This window comes from Paracoccus onchidii (assembly GCF_028294535.1).
Classification (GTDB): domain Bacteria; phylum Pseudomonadota; class Alphaproteobacteria; order Rhodobacterales; family Rhodobacteraceae; genus Paracoccus; species Paracoccus onchidii.
The window spans coordinates 166,441-180,058 of record NZ_JAQBIE010000001.1; the positions used below are offsets into that span (position 1 = coordinate 166,441).

Genomic DNA, 13,618 nt, shown 5'->3' on the forward strand with positions numbered 1-13,618 from the left:
GCCATGCTGTGCGTTGCATGGTTCCGCAAACGAAAAAGTGGCGCGCGCGATGCAAATCTACCTTCCCATTGCCGAGGTTTCGGTCAATGCGTTCACCCTGACCGGTCTTGGCGGGCTGGTCGGGCTGATGAGCGGGCTTTTCGGTGTTGGCGGCGGTTTCCTGATCACGCCGCTGCTGTTTTTTATCGGCATTCCGCCCGCGATTGCGGTTGCGACCGGTGCGAACCAGGTTGTCGCGTCGTCGGTGTCCGGTGTGTTGGCCCATGTCAAACGCAAGACCGTCGACTTCCGAATGGGGGGTGTGTTGCTGGCGGGTGGCCTTGTCGGGTCATGGATGGGGGTCTGGGTCTTTACCATCCTGCAAGAGGTCGGCCAGGTCGATCTGGTCGTGCAGCTTTGCTACGTGGTCTTCCTGGGGCTGATCGGGGCGATGATGTTGCAGGAAAGCCTGCGCGCCCTGCGCAGATCCAAGAACCCGACCTATCGCAAGCGCCTGCACCAGCACATGTGGGTTCATCGTTGGCCCGTCAAGATGAAGTTTCGTTCCTCGGGGCTGTATATCAGCATCTTTCCCCCGCTGATGGTCGGGGTCGCAGTCGGCGTGCTGGCCGCGATCATGGGCGTTGGCGGCGGATTTATCATGGTGCCGGCGATGATCTATTTGCTTGGCATGCCGACCAAGGTCGTTGTCGGCACCTCTTTGTTTCAGATCACATTCGTCACCGCGTTCACGACCCTGATGCACGCGATCAGTTACAATACCGTCGATATCATGTTGGCGGTGCTGTTGATTGTCGGCGGGGTGATCGGTGCGCAGATCGGCACGACACTGGGCGCTAAGCTGAGGGCCGAACAGCTGCGAATCCTGCTGGCTTTGCTGGTGCTTCTTGTTTGCGGCAAGCTGGCGCTGGATCTGTTCCTGCGGCCAGACGAGCTGTATTCGATCAGCGTGGGAGAGCGGTGATGCGTGGATTGTTCGCAGTCGCGATGTCGCTGTGTCTTTGTGGCGGGGCTGCATTGGCGCAGCAGGGCGCTGGATCGACGGTGCCGCTGGAATCCGCCGATCAGGGCTATCCGCTTTACCCGCATCCCGGTCTTGCCCGGGTGGAACCGATCGAGACCCGGCATACGCCGCCCGAGCAGGTCGTTGCCGGGCTGTCGCGGGATTCCGTCGCCATCACGGCCAGTTTCGATGGCTCGGAAATCTTGATCTATGGCGCGGTCAAGCGCGAAACGCCGATTCCCGAAGGTGACCCGTTGCAGGTCGTTGTGACGGTCGAGGCACCCGCCCAGCCTTTGACGATCTGGCGCAAGGATCGCAAGGTCGGTATCTGGATCAACTCTGAAAGCGTGGATGTCGGCGCTGCGCCCGGGTTTTATGCGGTTGCGACCAGTGGTCCGCTGGACGACATCCTGGACCCGGCCTTTGACAACCGTTATCGGATTTCGCTGCCCCTCGCGTTGCGCGCCTTTGGGGGCGAGGTGAATGTTGACGACGTTGTGCCATATACCGAGGCACTGGTGCGGTTGCGCACGCAAAACGGCCTTTACAGGCTGGACGAAGGCAGCGTGAAGGTTGTGGATCAGACGTTGTTTCGCGCCGATGTGCGTCTGCCGGCCAATCTGATCGAAGGGAATTACAAGACACGGATCTTCCTGCTGCGCGGCGGAGAGGTTGTCGATATGTATCTGGCCCCGATCGAGGTGCGCAAAGTCGGGCTTGAGCGTTGGTTGTACCGCCTGGCATTCGACCAGCCGCTGATCTATGGGTTGATGTCCTTGCTGGTGGCCGTTGCCGCCGGTTGGGGCGCATCCGAGGCATTCAGAAAGCTGCGTCGGGCCTGATCCGCTTTGGTGCCTGCCGGGCACGGCTGGGGCAGGCTGGTCAGGTTTGAAATGCGACGGGCCTTGCGCCATGCGCAAGGCCCGTGCCCTCCCACGTCGCGGTGCCTATCCCTCCACTGATCGGCGCCGCTTGTGTGTTCCTTACTGGCCGTCGATCATTTCGGCTTGGCGGACGATGACCTCGGCCTGCTTGATCGAGGCGATGTCGACCAACCGACCCTTGTATACGGTTGCACCAGCACCCGAACGCTTGGCGTCCTCCATCGCGGCCAGAATTTCGCGCGCCTCGGTCACAGCGGCCTCGGAAGGCGAGAATATCTCGTTCGCCAAGGCGATCTGGGACGGGTGAATGGCCCATTTTCCGACCATGCCCAAGGTGGCCGAACGGCGTGCCTGGGCGCGGAACCCTTCGTCATCCTTGAAATCGCCGAAAGGTCCGTCGACCGGCAGCAACCCATGCGTCCGGCAGGCGGCGACGATATTGGTCTGCGCCCAATGCCAGGGATCGGACCAGTATTTCCGGCCCTCATGATGCATGTAATAGTTTTCCTGCGTGCCGCCGATACCTGTGGTCGCCATGCCCATCGAGGCGGCGAAATCCGCGGCGCCAAGGCTGATGGCCTGCAGGCGGGGCGAGGCGGCGGCGATATCCTCGACATGGCAGATGCCGGCCGCGGTTTCGATGATGGCTTCGAAATTGATGCGCTTGCTACGCCCTTTTGCGGCCTCGATGGCGCTGACAAGTGCATCGACCGCATAGATGTCACTGGCATTTCCCGCTTTCGGGATCATGATCTGATCCAAGCGTTCGCCTGCCTGTTCCAGCAAATCGACCACATCGCGATACCAGAACGGGGTATCAAGGCCGTTGATGCGCACCGAAAGGGTCTTGTCACCCCAATCGACATCATTGATGGCGGCAATGGTGTTGCGCCGCGCCTTGTCCTTGTCATCGGGCGCGACCGAATCTTCCAGATCGATATTGATCACATCCGCAGCCGAGCCCGCCATTTTTTCAAACAGCCCATCACGAGAGCCCGGGCCAAACAGCTGACAGCGGTTCAGGCGGGCAGGGGGCAGAGGCTGGGTGCGGAAGCTCATTGCTGATCCTTGCTTCGGAACGAAACGATGTTGCGCAAGCATTAGCGCAGCATTTCTGGCGCATCAAGCATGGATTGCGTACCATCGCATGCCACGGCCATGCTTGACGCAGCGCCACTTTCGGCGCAGTTCCTGTGCAACTTGCCGGAAGAAAAGGATGAGGACGGTGCGGACAGTCTATGTGAATGGCGAATTTGTTTCGGAAGATCAGGCGCATGTGTCGATTTTCGATCGCGGCTTCCTGATGGCGGACGGGGTTTACGAAGTCGTCAGCGTGCTTGACGCGAAACTGCTGGATTTTCCGGGGCATCTGGCCCGCCTCAAGCGTTCGCTGGAGGCGCTGGAAATCGCGAATCCGCTTGAGGATGATGAATATCTGTCCGTTCACCGAGAACTGGTTGCGCGCAACGGGATCACCGACGGTCTGGTCTATCTGCAGGTGACGCGCGGCAATCCCGGCGATCGCGATTTTGCCTATCCGGCCGCCGAAACACCCCAGACGGTGGTGATGTTTACCCAGGCCAAGCCGGGCCTTGCAGATGCGCCCGCAGCGCGCACGGGATGGAAGGTCATCACCACCGAGGATCTGCGCTGGCACCGCCGCGACATCAAGACCGTGCAGCTTCTTTTCCCGTCGATGGCGAAGATGGAGGCCAAGGCAAAGGGTGCCGATGATGCATGGCTGGTCGAGGACGGAAAGGTGACCGAGGGCACCTCGAACAACGCCTATATCGTCAAGGGCGGCAAGATTATCACCCGTCAGCTCAGCCACGACATCCTGCATGGGATCACGCGGGCCGCCGTGCTGCGTTTTGCGCGCGAAGCGCAGATGCAGGTCGAGGAACGCAGCTTTACCATCGAAGAGGCGCAGGATGCGGATGAGGCATTCGTGACCTCGGCATCGGCCTTTGTCATGCCCGTCGTCGAGATTGACGGCGCATCGGTCGGGGACGGCAAGGTCGGGCATGTCGCGACGCGTCTGCGCGAAATCTATCTGGACGAAAGCCGCAAGACAGCCGTCTAGCCTGTGGTCAATGCCATGCCGCGATCACAGCCCGGTCGCGGCAAGCACCCTGTTCATGACGGGGGCCAGCCGGCTGGCCCATTCCGTTTGCCCATCCGGTGTGGCGATCAGGTCGTTGCGTAGCTCGATCAGCACATTCGGACGTCCATAGGGCAGGGCATGACGGTCGATGGAATCGCCGGCAAGATGCCCTGTATAGGGTTGGTTTTCGCCGGTAACCCATCCTTCATCGCGACAGGCCTGCACCAGCGCCGGGCCCAGCCTCGCATCGCGATGCGAATACAGAATGCCGACCTGCCAGGGCCGCGGGGGGCGGCCGCGCAGCTGTGGCGTGAAGCTGTGAACGGCACAGATACAGCGGGCCGGATGTTGCGCGGCGATCTGTTCCAGCGCCCGGTGATAGGGGCGGTGCAGGCGGTCAAGCCGGGTTTCGCGTTCTGCGTGGTCGGCATGTTTATTGGCGGGTATGACCGTTCCGTCATACAGGCGCATCAACAGGGTCGGGTCGTCTTCCCCGCGATTCGGATCGATGACCAACCGCGAGAATTGCGACAGAATCGCCGGTGCATCCAGTCGATCGGCAAGCATTTCGGCCAGGCCCGCGGCTCCGACGTCATAGGCGATGTGGCGCGCCATGTCCGATGCGGAAATGCCCAGATCTCCGTTGTTGATCCAGTCCGGAACCCGGTTGCTGGCGTGATCGCAGGTGATCAGCCAGCGAGAGGGCCGGCCTTCGCCATAACTGCGAAAAGCGTGCTGTGTCATTCGCGCGTCATCCTTCATGTCGCAGGCTGTCTATGCCACACAAGTGGCAGACGCCAGTTGCCGTTGGGGCACGGTTGTGGCATTGGTAGCGCTAAAAGTTAGGGACGGCACGGATGAGACGACATCGCAATGTGAAAATCGTGGCAACCTTGGGGCCCGCCTCAAGCAGCAAGGAGATGATCCGCTCGTTGTTCGAGGCGGGGGCCGATGTGTTCCGCCTGAACATGAGCCATGGCAGCCATGAGGACCATCGCGAACGCCATGCCGCGATCCGCGAGATCGAGGCGGAAACGGGGCGCCCGATCGCCATTCTGGCGGATTTGCAAGGCCCCAAGCTGCGCGTCGGTCAGTTCGCGCAGGGCGGTCATGATCTGGAGGTCGGGGCATCCTTCCGGTTCGATCTGGATGAGACAGCGGGTGATGCAGCCCGTGTGCAACTGCCCCATCCCGAAATTTTCCAGGCATTGACCAAGGGCAGTGAGCTGCTGGTCAATGACGGCAAGATCCGCCTGACGGTGGATGAATGCGGCGCCGATTTCGCCGAATGCACCGTCACCGTCGGCGGCACGATTTCCGATCGCAAGGGCGTGAATGTGCCGGACGTGGTGCTGCCTTTGGCCGCGCTGTCCGACAAGGATCGTTCGGATCTGGAATTTGCCTGCGAGCTGGGCGTGGACTGGCTGGCATTGTCGTTCGTGCAACGCGCCGAAGACGTTGAAGAGGCCAAGCAGCTGGCCAAAGGGCGTGCGGCGGTCCTGTCCAAGATCGAAAAACCCGCCGCTGTGCGTGCCTTTGACGAAATTCTGAAAGCGTCGGATGGCATCATGGTTGCGCGTGGCGATCTGGGCGTCGAACTGCCGGTTCATTCCGTTCCGCCGATCCAGAAACGTCTGGTGCGGGCCTGCCGCGCAGCAGCCAAGCCTGTCATCGTTGCCACGCAGATGCTGGAATCGATGATCGAAAGCCCGATGCCGACGCGCGCCGAGGTCAGCGATGTCGCAAATGCCATCTACGAGGGCACCGACGCCGTCATGCTGTCGGCTGAAAGCGCCGCGGGTTCATTCCCGATCGAGGCGGTGAACACGATGGACAGCGTTGCCCGTTCGGTCGAGGCCGATGCAAACTATCGCGCCATCCTCGAGGCGTCACGCAGCGCCAAGCTGCACAGCGTGGCCGATGCGATAGTCACCGCGGCCCGCGAAATTGCCGAAACCACGGATATTGCGGCGATCTGCGCATTTACCCAATCCGGCACAACCGTCAGTCTGGTGGCACGTGAACGTCCTCGCGTTCCGATTTTGGCCATGAGCCCGGTGGAAACGGTGCTGCGGCGGATGTGCCTGACATGGGGAACCCACTGCGTTCAGACGCCGCGTCTGCATCGCTTCAAGGAAGCGGTGGTCAATTCGGCCCGCGCGGCCCGCGACTTTGGCTTTGCCGATGAAACCCGGCAGGTCGTGTTGATGGCGGGTGTGCCGTTCAATGTGCCCGGAACAACGAACATCCTGCGCATCACCCCCTGTGACGAGCGGTTGATTTTCGCATCGGATCCGGAATAAACCCGCATATCGAAACGAGAACGGGTCGCATCCATGTCCGATTACCTTTTGCTGGGCGGAACCGCGCTTTGCGTGATTTCGGTGCTGCTGGCCGTGGTCCAGCTTTTGCGTCTGGAACCGCCGCGCGCGGCGGTGATCACCCTTATCGTGGGGATCGTGATGCTGTTTGCCGGGGCCTATTTCGGGCCTGCGCAATTCAGCCCGCAGGAAATCCTGTCGGCCTGGTCGCGGATCACGGCCGAAGCGACCGGAAATGCGCCCTGAGGACTTGTCAATTCCGTAGCGCGCCTGTATAGGGCGCGCTTCCAATCCGTGCGGCCGGCCAATCTGGCATTGCCGAGTCGCGCGTTCACTCTGATGAAGGAGACGAAAATGCCGAAGATGAAGACCAAAGCGGCCGCAAAAAAGCGGTTCTCGTTCACGGCTTCGGGCAAGGTGAAATCGGGTCAGGCAGGCAAGCGCCACGGCATGATCAAACGCACCACCAAGTTCATTCGCGACGCACGCGGCACCACCGTTCTTTCCGAAGCGGATGCCAAGATCGTCAAGAAATACATGCCCTATAACCGCTGATCCGAGGACTGACACATGGCACGAGTTAAATCCGGCAAGGTTACCCACGCCCGCCACAAGAAGGTCCTTGACAAAGCCAAGGGCTATTACGGCGCGCGTTCGCGCAACTTCCGCACCGCAACGCAGGCTGTCGACAAGGCGAACCAATACGCCACCCGCGACCGCAAGAACCGCAAGCGCAATTTCCGCGCACTGTGGATCCAGCGGATCAACGCAGGTGTTCGCGCCATCGACGCCGACCTGACCTATTCGCGGTTCATCAACCTGCTGTCGAAAGCCGGCATCGAGGTTGACCGCAAGGTTCTGGCCGATCTGGCCGTCAATGAGCCCGAAGCATTCGGTGCAATCGTTGAAAAAGCGAAAGCGGCTGCCTGATCCGACAGGTTCTTTGCAGTTCAAGATGAAAACCCGCGCGACAGCGCGGGTTTTTTCGTTTCAGGTGCGCGTTGTCGGATCGCATGGTGTCGGAAGGCACAGGATGTTTGGGATTGAGTTGATGTCAGGTGGCTCCTATCCTCGGGCGATCAACCTGAAATGGCGGGCCCTTGGCTGATTCCGGGCTGCGCCGGGATCAGGAAGCGGGGGGCAGGCATGAACGCGGATTTTCCGCCCCGGGTTCCCTTGGTGACAAGACCGGTGGGGATATGGGAAACGGTTGGCATGGCCCGGCGCAATGTTCTGGGCCTTATTCCCCAGATTGCCGTTCATCAGCCGATTGTCTCGGGTCGCACCGGCATTCGCTGGCATATGGTGATGGATCCCGACAGTTTGCGACGGATTCTGAAGGAACGGGTCGATGATTACCCGAAATCGGAAACCACCAAGCTGATTCTGAACCCCGCTGTCGGAGACAGCCTGTTTGTGGCCGAAGGTGCGCATTGGCGGTGGCAGCGCCGGGCCATGGCGCCGGCTTTTGCGCTGCGCCATGTGACCGCCCTTGCCCCGGTCATGACAGCTGCTGCCGAAGCCTCGTCCGATCGGTTGATGAAGGCTCGCGGCCCGGTGGATCTGTTCGAGGAAACCGTTGCCGCGACCTTCGAGGTGATCGCCGATGTCACGCTGTCGGGCGATTCCGGATTTGACCGCAAGGCGGTGCATCACGCCATCAACCGATATATCGCGCAGGTCGCGAAACTGTCTTTGTTGGATGTTCTGGGGCTGCCTGCATGGGTGCCCCGGCCCGGAAGGGCGTTTTCGGGAAAGGATCTGCGGCGGATGAAGGCAATGGCTGATCAGGCCATCGCCGCCCGCGCGACTGTCCCGGCGCGGCCAACAGCGGATCTGCTGGACCTGCTTTATGCCGCGCAGGATCCTGAAACAGGTCGCAGCATGACGGCCGACGAATTGCGCGACAACCTGTTGACCTTCATCGTTGCGGGCCATGAAACCACGGCGCTGACTCTTGCGTGGTCGCTCTATCTTTGCGCCTTTGATCCCGAGGTGCAGCAACGCGCCGCCGCCGAGGCCGGACTTGCATTGCAAGGCCGTGCGGCAACGGCGGATGATCTGCCGGCCTTGCCCTATATCCACCGCGTCGTGAACGAGGCATTGCGACTGTACCCGCCTGCGGCCTTCCTGTCGCGGACGGCCCGCGCCCCGGATGCGTTATGCGGCCGCAACATCCGTGCCGGTGATACGATCATCCTGCCGATCTATGCGCTGCATCGCCATCATTTGCTTTGGCGCAACCCGGACGCCTTTGATCCGGATCGTTTTCTGGACACACCGGACCGCTACGCGTTTCTTCCCTTCGGGGCGGGGCCGCGTATTTGCATCGGAGCAAGCTTTGCCATCCAGGAGGCGGTCATCATCCTTGCGACCCTGCTTGCGCGGTTCCGCTTCGAAACCGTTTCGGGGCAGACACCGCAACCACGGATGATCCTGACTTTGCGTCCGCATGGGGGTGTCATCCTGCGGGTTTCGCCGCGCTGAGGTGCAAGATGGCGGTTGCGCCGGTTGCCTTGCACGGGTTTACGATACACTGTTGCACAGAATTGACGCAGTCAGGGGACAGGCGGATGAACATAATCATCGATTTTCTCAATACGATTTTCTGGGGATACATCCTCATTTACGGCCTGTTGGCGGTTGGCGTCTATTTCACGCTGAGGCTGGGGTTCATCCAGTTCCGCAATTTCGGTGAAATGATCCGCTGCGTCAGCGGATCGGGTGCGGCGGATCGCGATGGCATCACACCCTTTCAGGCCCTGACGGTCTCATTGGCCAGCCGAGTGGGCACCGGCAATATCGCCGGTGTGGCCGTGGCGCTGACATTGGGCGGTCCGGGCGCGATCTTCTGGATGTGGATGGTGGCATTGGTCGGGATGGCCACTGCCTATGCCGAATCGACCCTGGCGCAGCTATACAAGGTTCACGGTCCAGACGGGATGTATCGCGGCGGTCCGGCCTATTACATTGCGCATGGTTTGAAACAGCCGTGGCTGGCGGCGATATTCTCGGTTGCGCTGATTCTGTCCTTTGGGCTGATCTTCAACGCGGTTCAGGCCAATTCCATCGCCGAGGCGGTCGAAGGCGCCTTTGGGATCAACAAGGCGCTGGTCGGTCTGGTTATTGCCGGCATGTCGGGAATCATCATTTTTGGCGGCATTCCGCAGATCGCAAAGGTGGCCGAAAAGATCGTGCCGGTCATGGCCGGATTGTATCTTCTGGCGGCGATGATCGTTCTGGTCATGAATATCGGCCAGGTGCCCGGCATTCTGATCGGGATCGTCAAATCGGCCTTTGGTCTGCAAGAGGCCGTGGGCGGTGTCGCGGGCGGGGTCATTGCCGCCGCGATGAACGGCATCAAGCGGGGTCTTTTCTCGAACGAGGCCGGCATGGGGTCGGCCCCCAATATCGCCGCCGTGGCGGTGCCCAATCCGCACCACCCTTCAAGCCAGGGATTCGTGCAGGCGCTTGGGGTTTTCGTTGATACCCTGCTGGTTTGTACCGCGACGGCGGTGTTGATCCTGTTGGCGAATGTGATGCCGTCCGAGGAATTAACCGGGGTCGCACTGACGCAGGCGGCGCTGGCCGATCACTTTGGCGGCTTTGGTTTCGTATTCATCGCGATCGCGATCTTCTTTTTCGCCTTTACGTCGATCATCGGGAACTATTCCTACGCCGAAAACGCGGTCGTTTATCTGGGCGGCGGCAAGACCGGCGTTCTGGTGCTGCGCGTCGCGGCCCTGGCAATGGTGGTCTGGGGGGCGATCCAGTCGGTATCGACCGTGTTCAACTTTGCCGATGCAAGCATGGGGCTGATGGCGACCATCAACCTGATCGCCATCGTCGCGTTGTCGGGGACGGTCACATATGTCACCCGCGACTATCTGCGCCAGCGCAAAGCCGGGGAACAACCCATGTTCCATATCGAAAAACACCCCGAGATCGCGCCCGGCGTGAACCGGCAGATCTGGAAATGAGGCCCGGCCTCGGCCGTCTGGCACGGCCGAGGCTTTCACCTTGCGGCGACAAATGCTAACGCAGGCCCCGACCGGGACGCTAAGGCATGACAATGGATGATCTGACTCCGCTTCGCCAGCAATGGCTTGATCGTATCAAAGACGCTGCAGACCCTGCGGCCATCGAGAATGTGCGCCTTGCCGCGCTTGGCAAGAAGGGCGAAATCAGCCTGAAAATGCGCGAGCTGGGCAAGATGACGCCTGAACAGCGCCAGACCACAGGTCGCGCGTTGAACGAGCTGCGCGACGAGATCGACAGCGCGTTGCGTGCCCGCAAGGCCGCGTTGGATGATGCCGCACTCGAGGCGCGGCTGGCCGAAGAATGGCTGGATGTTACCTTGCCCGGACGTCCGCGTCCGCAAGGCACGATCCATCCCGTCAGCCAGGTCATCGAAGAAGTCACCGCGATTTTCGCGGATATGGGCTTTGCCGTGGCCGAAGGTCCACAGGTCGAGACAGACTGGTATAATTTCGATGCACTGAACATCGCGCCCGAACATCCCGCGCGCCAGGAACATGACACGTTCTTCATGCATCGCGCGGAGGGTGATGACCGCCCGCCCCATGTGCTGCGCACCCATACGTCGCCGGTGCAGATCCGCGCGATGCAGGAACAGGGCGCACCGATCCGGGTGATATGTCCGGGACGCGTGTATCGCATGGATATGGATCAGACCCACACGCCGATGTTCCACCAGATCGAAGGTCTGGCGATCGGGCGCGATATTTCCATGGCGCAACTGAAATGGACGCTTGAAGAATTCTTCTCGGCCTATTTCGGCAAGCCGGTCAAAACCCGTTTCCGCGCCAGCCATTTCCCCTTTACCGAACCGTCGGCCGAGGTCGATATCCAGTGTTCCTGGGAGGGCGGCACGCTGAAGGTCGGCGAGGGCGACGGGTGGCTTGAAGTCTTGGGTTCTGGCATGGTCCATCCCCATGTGCTGCGCTCAGGCGGCATTGACCCGAATGAATGGCAGGGCTTCGCCTTTGGCATGGGGATCGACCGGATCGCGATGCTGAAATACGGCATCCCCGATCTGCGCGCCTTCTTCGAAAGCGATTTGCGCTGGCTGCGTCATTTCGGCTTTGCGCCGGGGGATGTGCCTTCGGTGGCCGGCGGGTTGAACCGTTGAGCTTCTGGCGGGAAATATTCCGCCACGAGAACCGAGAGGCGACGCCGCAATCGCGCCGCCTCTATGCCCGGTTCGAGATCGCACATACCGTCGTGGATTTCACTGCCGCGCTTTGCTTTATCATTGGTTCGATCATGTTTTTCTACGAGGCATGGCAGATTCCGGCGACATGGTTCTTTACCATTGGCTCGGTCTTTTTCGCGCTGAAGCCCAGCCTGCGTCTTTGGCGCGAGATCAAGCTGTATCGTATGGGCAAACTGTCAGAGCTGTCTGATCGGCTGCGCTGAGACGCAATGATGTCGGAAACAGAACGCGCCGCCCTGTTTTGCAACCTGGCGGCGCGTCTTGTTTGTCAGCCCTGTGCGATCAGGCTTTTTCGGTCAGGCGGGCGACGGTCTGTTCGATCGTGTGCATCACCTTGCGGCTGTGGGTTTCGTCCAGCGCGGCGGCATGGGGTTGATTGAACCGTCCGGCGTCATTGTCAAAATACAAGCCGCTGGCATTTGCAAATTCCGGGTCGGTAGAGAGCGCGGCCAGGATATCTGCGCCGATCTGCAGATCGCTGCCCGCCACGCCAAAGCCTTCTTTGACCATTTTAGAGGCCAGCAGCGACCCCGGATTGACGGCAATCATGGCCGGTCCGTTCGGATGGTTGCGGGCCAGTTCACGGGTCCAGATCGTCAGGGCCAGCTTGCTTTGCGCATAGGCAGGATAATCATCTATGACATGCTTTCCTGCCATGGCCTCGGTGTCGATGGGGGCTTGGGCAGCGGATGACAGATTCACGATCCGACCCTCGGGCGGAACGATGGGCAGCAGCAGCTTGGTCAATAGATAAGGGGCAAAGGTATTGATCACGAAACGCAGGTCCAATCCGTCGGGGCCGATCGGATCGGGGATCTTGTAGACGCCGGCATTGTTGATGATCACATCCAGCCGCTTGTGCCTGGCCAGCACAGCATCAGCCAATGTCTTGACACCATCCATCGATGACAGGTCTGCCAGATAGCTTTCGGTGATGCCGCCGATTTCCGCGGCCGCCGCCGCCAGCTTGGCTTGGCTGCGCCCGTGAAGCAAAAGCGTATGGCCGTCTTTTGCCAGTGTCCTGGCGGTTTGCAGACCAACGCCGTCGGTTGCGCCGGTGATCAATATGGTCTTGGCCATGATGTCAGTCCTTATGGGAAAAGGCGGGCAGAAGATCTTCTGCCATGCGTTTCATCGTTGTTTCGATATCGGCATTGTTAAAGCGCAGGTTCAAGGCGACGTGATTGACCCCAAGCGCCCGCAACTCCGAAAGATACAGCCGCAGGAAGCGCGCCCCCGATCGGAACCCCAGATGGATCGGGCGTGCCGGTGCATCGGGATCTTCTTCCAGATCCACGTAGAGCGACTGCATCACCGGGCGGTCGCCGATGCCCGCCGCAGACGTCTGGTTGCGATAGGTGCTGACCACGCGTTCCTGCGCACGGATGTCGCGAGGATAGGTCATCCAACCGTCTCCGTTGGCTGCAACCCATTCGGGGGATTGCTGGCTGCCGCCCGTGATCAACAGCGGCAGGCGGCCGCCGGTGGGTTTGGGCAACATGTCGATATTGCCGGAAAGATCGCCCAGCTGTGTTTGCAGGGTGGGGCAGGTTTCGGCCATCTTGCGGATATAGGTGAAACTGTCGCGAAACCGTGCGCCGCGATCCGGGAACGTCGCCCCCATTGCGGGATATTCCTCGGGTCGATCACCTGATGCCACACCCAGAAGCAACCGCCCCCCTGAAAGCTGATCGACCGAAGCCGCCGCCTTGGCAACATGGGCCGGATGACGCAGAGGCAGGACGACGCTGGCCACCCCCAACGCGATATGCTGTGTCGTCATGGCCAGCGCGCCAAGATAGACGAAAGGATCATGGATCTGACCCGCATCGCCGAAACCGGGAACGTTGAAGGGCACGTCACGCAACCATATCGCTGAAAAACCAAGCGTTTCGGCCAGTTTGATCCGTTCGATATGGCGTTCCAGTGTCGGCACCGGATTGTTTCCATGCGCTTCGACAGGCGCGACCAGGCCCAGGGTCAGGCGTCCGGGCCGAAACACCGAGTTATAGGCGCGGTTGATGGTCGGGAATGCATCGGGATGGGCAGAGTCACGCATGATTGCACCTT

The 13,618-nt window shown here is 60.6% G+C and carries 15 protein-coding genes; 11 read left to right on the forward strand and 4 right to left on the reverse strand.

Features of this window, described 5'->3' with window-relative positions; genetic code table 11:
* Window positions 1-49 precede the first annotated feature (49 nt).
* Complete coding sequence (locus PAF17_RS00820; RefSeq protein ID WP_271887177.1) at window positions 50-964, forward strand: sulfite exporter TauE/SafE family protein; 915 nt, start codon at window positions 50-52, stop codon at window positions 962-964.
* Entirely contained in the window at window positions 964-1,845 is an 882-nt protein-coding gene (locus PAF17_RS00825; protein WP_271887178.1) for a TIGR02186 family protein, read from the forward strand. The genes PAF17_RS00820 and PAF17_RS00825 overlap by 1 nt, the downstream gene beginning before the upstream one ends.
* A gap of 141 nt (window positions 1,846-1,986) precedes the next feature.
* Here the strand turns inward: PAF17_RS00825 and PAF17_RS00830 are convergent, their stop codons facing one another.
* Window positions 1,987-2,946, reverse strand: a complete 960-nt coding sequence (locus PAF17_RS00830; protein ID WP_271887179.1) for an L-malyl-CoA/beta-methylmalyl-CoA lyase — start codon at window positions 2,944-2,946, stop codon at window positions 1,987-1,989.
* Window positions 2,947-3,103: 157 nt separating this feature from the next.
* On the opposite strand from PAF17_RS00830, the gene PAF17_RS00835 reads away from it, so the two are divergent.
* Window positions 3,104-3,970: a D-amino-acid transaminase gene (locus tag PAF17_RS00835; RefSeq protein WP_271887180.1), complete on the forward strand. Its 867-nt coding sequence runs from the start codon at window positions 3,104-3,106 to the stop codon at window positions 3,968-3,970.
* Window positions 3,971-3,994: 24 nt separating this feature from the next.
* On the opposite strand, the gene PAF17_RS00840 is transcribed toward PAF17_RS00835, so the two are convergent.
* The gene (locus tag PAF17_RS00840; RefSeq protein ID WP_271887181.1) at window positions 3,995-4,735 is read right to left on the reverse strand and encodes an N-formylglutamate amidohydrolase; all 741 of its coding nucleotides are present in this window, start codon (window positions 4,733-4,735) and stop codon (window positions 3,995-3,997) included.
* 113 nt (window positions 4,736-4,848) lie between these two features.
* Here PAF17_RS00840 and pyk point away from each other — a divergent pair, with 113 nt between their 5' ends.
* The 8 genes from pyk to PAF17_RS00880 all read left to right on the forward strand — a co-directional run bounded on the left by pyk (window position 4,849) and on the right by PAF17_RS00880 (window position 11,751).
* Entirely contained in the window at window positions 4,849-6,294 is a 1,446-nt protein-coding gene (gene pyk, locus PAF17_RS00845) for a pyruvate kinase (RefSeq protein WP_271887182.1), read from the forward strand.
* 33 nt (window positions 6,295-6,327) lie between these two features.
* Window positions 6,328-6,558, forward strand: coding sequence for a hypothetical protein (locus tag PAF17_RS00850; protein ID WP_271887183.1), 231 nt, complete (start codon window positions 6,328-6,330; stop codon window positions 6,556-6,558).
* A 108-nt stretch (window positions 6,559-6,666) separates the two neighbouring features.
* The gene (gene rpmI, locus PAF17_RS00855; RefSeq protein ID WP_271887184.1) at window positions 6,667-6,867 is read left to right on the forward strand and encodes a 50S ribosomal protein L35; all 201 of its coding nucleotides are present in this window, start codon (window positions 6,667-6,669) and stop codon (window positions 6,865-6,867) included.
* A gap of 15 nt (window positions 6,868-6,882) precedes the next feature.
* Window positions 6,883-7,242 (forward strand): 50S ribosomal protein L20, encoded by a 360-nt coding sequence (gene rplT, locus PAF17_RS00860; protein ID WP_271887185.1) that lies wholly within the window; start codon window positions 6,883-6,885, stop codon window positions 7,240-7,242.
* 216 nt (window positions 7,243-7,458) lie between these two features.
* A complete protein-coding gene (locus PAF17_RS00865; protein WP_271887186.1) occupies window positions 7,459-8,799 on the forward strand; it encodes a cytochrome P450 in 1,341 nt (446 codons plus the stop codon).
* Window positions 8,800-8,885: 86 nt separating this feature from the next.
* Window positions 8,886-10,292, forward strand: coding sequence for an alanine/glycine:cation symporter family protein (locus PAF17_RS00870; RefSeq protein ID WP_271887187.1), 1,407 nt, complete (start codon window positions 8,886-8,888; stop codon window positions 10,290-10,292).
* Window positions 10,293-10,384: 92 nt separating this feature from the next.
* Window positions 10,385-11,464, forward strand: a complete 1,080-nt coding sequence (pheS, locus tag PAF17_RS00875) for a phenylalanine--tRNA ligase subunit alpha (RefSeq protein ID WP_271887188.1) — start codon at window positions 10,385-10,387, stop codon at window positions 11,462-11,464.
* Window positions 11,461-11,751 carry a YrhK family protein gene (locus PAF17_RS00880; protein WP_271887189.1) on the forward strand — a complete coding sequence of 97 codons (291 nt, stop codon included), beginning with the start codon at window positions 11,461-11,463 and terminating at the stop codon, window positions 11,749-11,751. The genes pheS and PAF17_RS00880 overlap by 4 nt, the downstream gene beginning before the upstream one ends.
* 79 nt (window positions 11,752-11,830) lie before the next feature.
* Here the strand turns inward: PAF17_RS00880 and PAF17_RS00885 are convergent, their stop codons facing one another.
* Together PAF17_RS00885 and PAF17_RS00890 are read right to left on the reverse strand one after the other, a co-directional pair.
* Window positions 11,831-12,628: an SDR family NAD(P)-dependent oxidoreductase gene (locus PAF17_RS00885; protein WP_271887190.1), complete on the reverse strand. Its 798-nt coding sequence runs from the start codon at window positions 12,626-12,628 to the stop codon at window positions 11,831-11,833.
* A gap of 4 nt (window positions 12,629-12,632) precedes the next feature.
* Window positions 12,633-13,607 carry an LLM class oxidoreductase gene (locus tag PAF17_RS00890; protein WP_271887191.1) on the reverse strand — a complete coding sequence of 325 codons (975 nt, stop codon included), beginning with the start codon at window positions 13,605-13,607 and terminating at the stop codon, window positions 12,633-12,635.
* Window positions 13,608-13,618 lie beyond the last annotated feature (11 nt).

What these genes read in the sequence shown, in the direction of transcription:
- PAF17_RS00820 (WP_271887177.1), top strand. Translation starts at nt 50, where the DNA reads ATGCAAATCTACCTTCCCATTGCCGAGGTTTCGGTCAATGCGTTCACC.
- PAF17_RS00840 (WP_271887181.1), bottom strand. Translation starts at nt 4,735, where the DNA reads ATGACACAGCACGCTTTTCGCAGTTATGGCGAAGGCCGGCCCTCTCGC.
- PAF17_RS00870 (WP_271887187.1), top strand. Translation starts at nt 8,886, where the DNA reads ATGAACATAATCATCGATTTTCTCAATACGATTTTCTGGGGATACATC.
- rplT (WP_271887185.1), top strand. Translation starts at nt 6,883, where the DNA reads ATGGCACGAGTTAAATCCGGCAAGGTTACCCACGCCCGCCACAAGAAG.
- PAF17_RS00850 (WP_271887183.1), top strand. Translation starts at nt 6,328, where the DNA reads ATGTCCGATTACCTTTTGCTGGGCGGAACCGCGCTTTGCGTGATTTCG.
- rpmI (WP_271887184.1), top strand. Translation starts at nt 6,667, where the DNA reads ATGCCGAAGATGAAGACCAAAGCGGCCGCAAAAAAGCGGTTCTCGTTC.
- pheS (WP_271887188.1), top strand. Translation starts at nt 10,385, where the DNA reads ATGGATGATCTGACTCCGCTTCGCCAGCAATGGCTTGATCGTATCAAA.
- PAF17_RS00835 (WP_271887180.1), top strand. Translation starts at nt 3,104, where the DNA reads ATGAGGACGGTGCGGACAGTCTATGTGAATGGCGAATTTGTTTCGGAA.
- PAF17_RS00825 (WP_271887178.1), top strand. Translation starts at nt 964, where the DNA reads ATGCGTGGATTGTTCGCAGTCGCGATGTCGCTGTGTCTTTGTGGCGGG.
- PAF17_RS00865 (WP_271887186.1), top strand. Translation starts at nt 7,459, where the DNA reads ATGAACGCGGATTTTCCGCCCCGGGTTCCCTTGGTGACAAGACCGGTG.
- pyk (WP_271887182.1), top strand. Translation starts at nt 4,849, where the DNA reads ATGAGACGACATCGCAATGTGAAAATCGTGGCAACCTTGGGGCCCGCC.
- PAF17_RS00830 (WP_271887179.1), bottom strand. Translation starts at nt 2,946, where the DNA reads ATGAGCTTCCGCACCCAGCCTCTGCCCCCTGCCCGCCTGAACCGCTGT.
- PAF17_RS00890 (WP_271887191.1), bottom strand. Translation starts at nt 13,607, where the DNA reads ATGCGTGACTCTGCCCATCCCGATGCATTCCCGACCATCAACCGCGCC.
- PAF17_RS00885 (WP_271887190.1), bottom strand. Translation starts at nt 12,628, where the DNA reads ATGGCCAAGACCATATTGATCACCGGCGCAACCGACGGCGTTGGTCTG.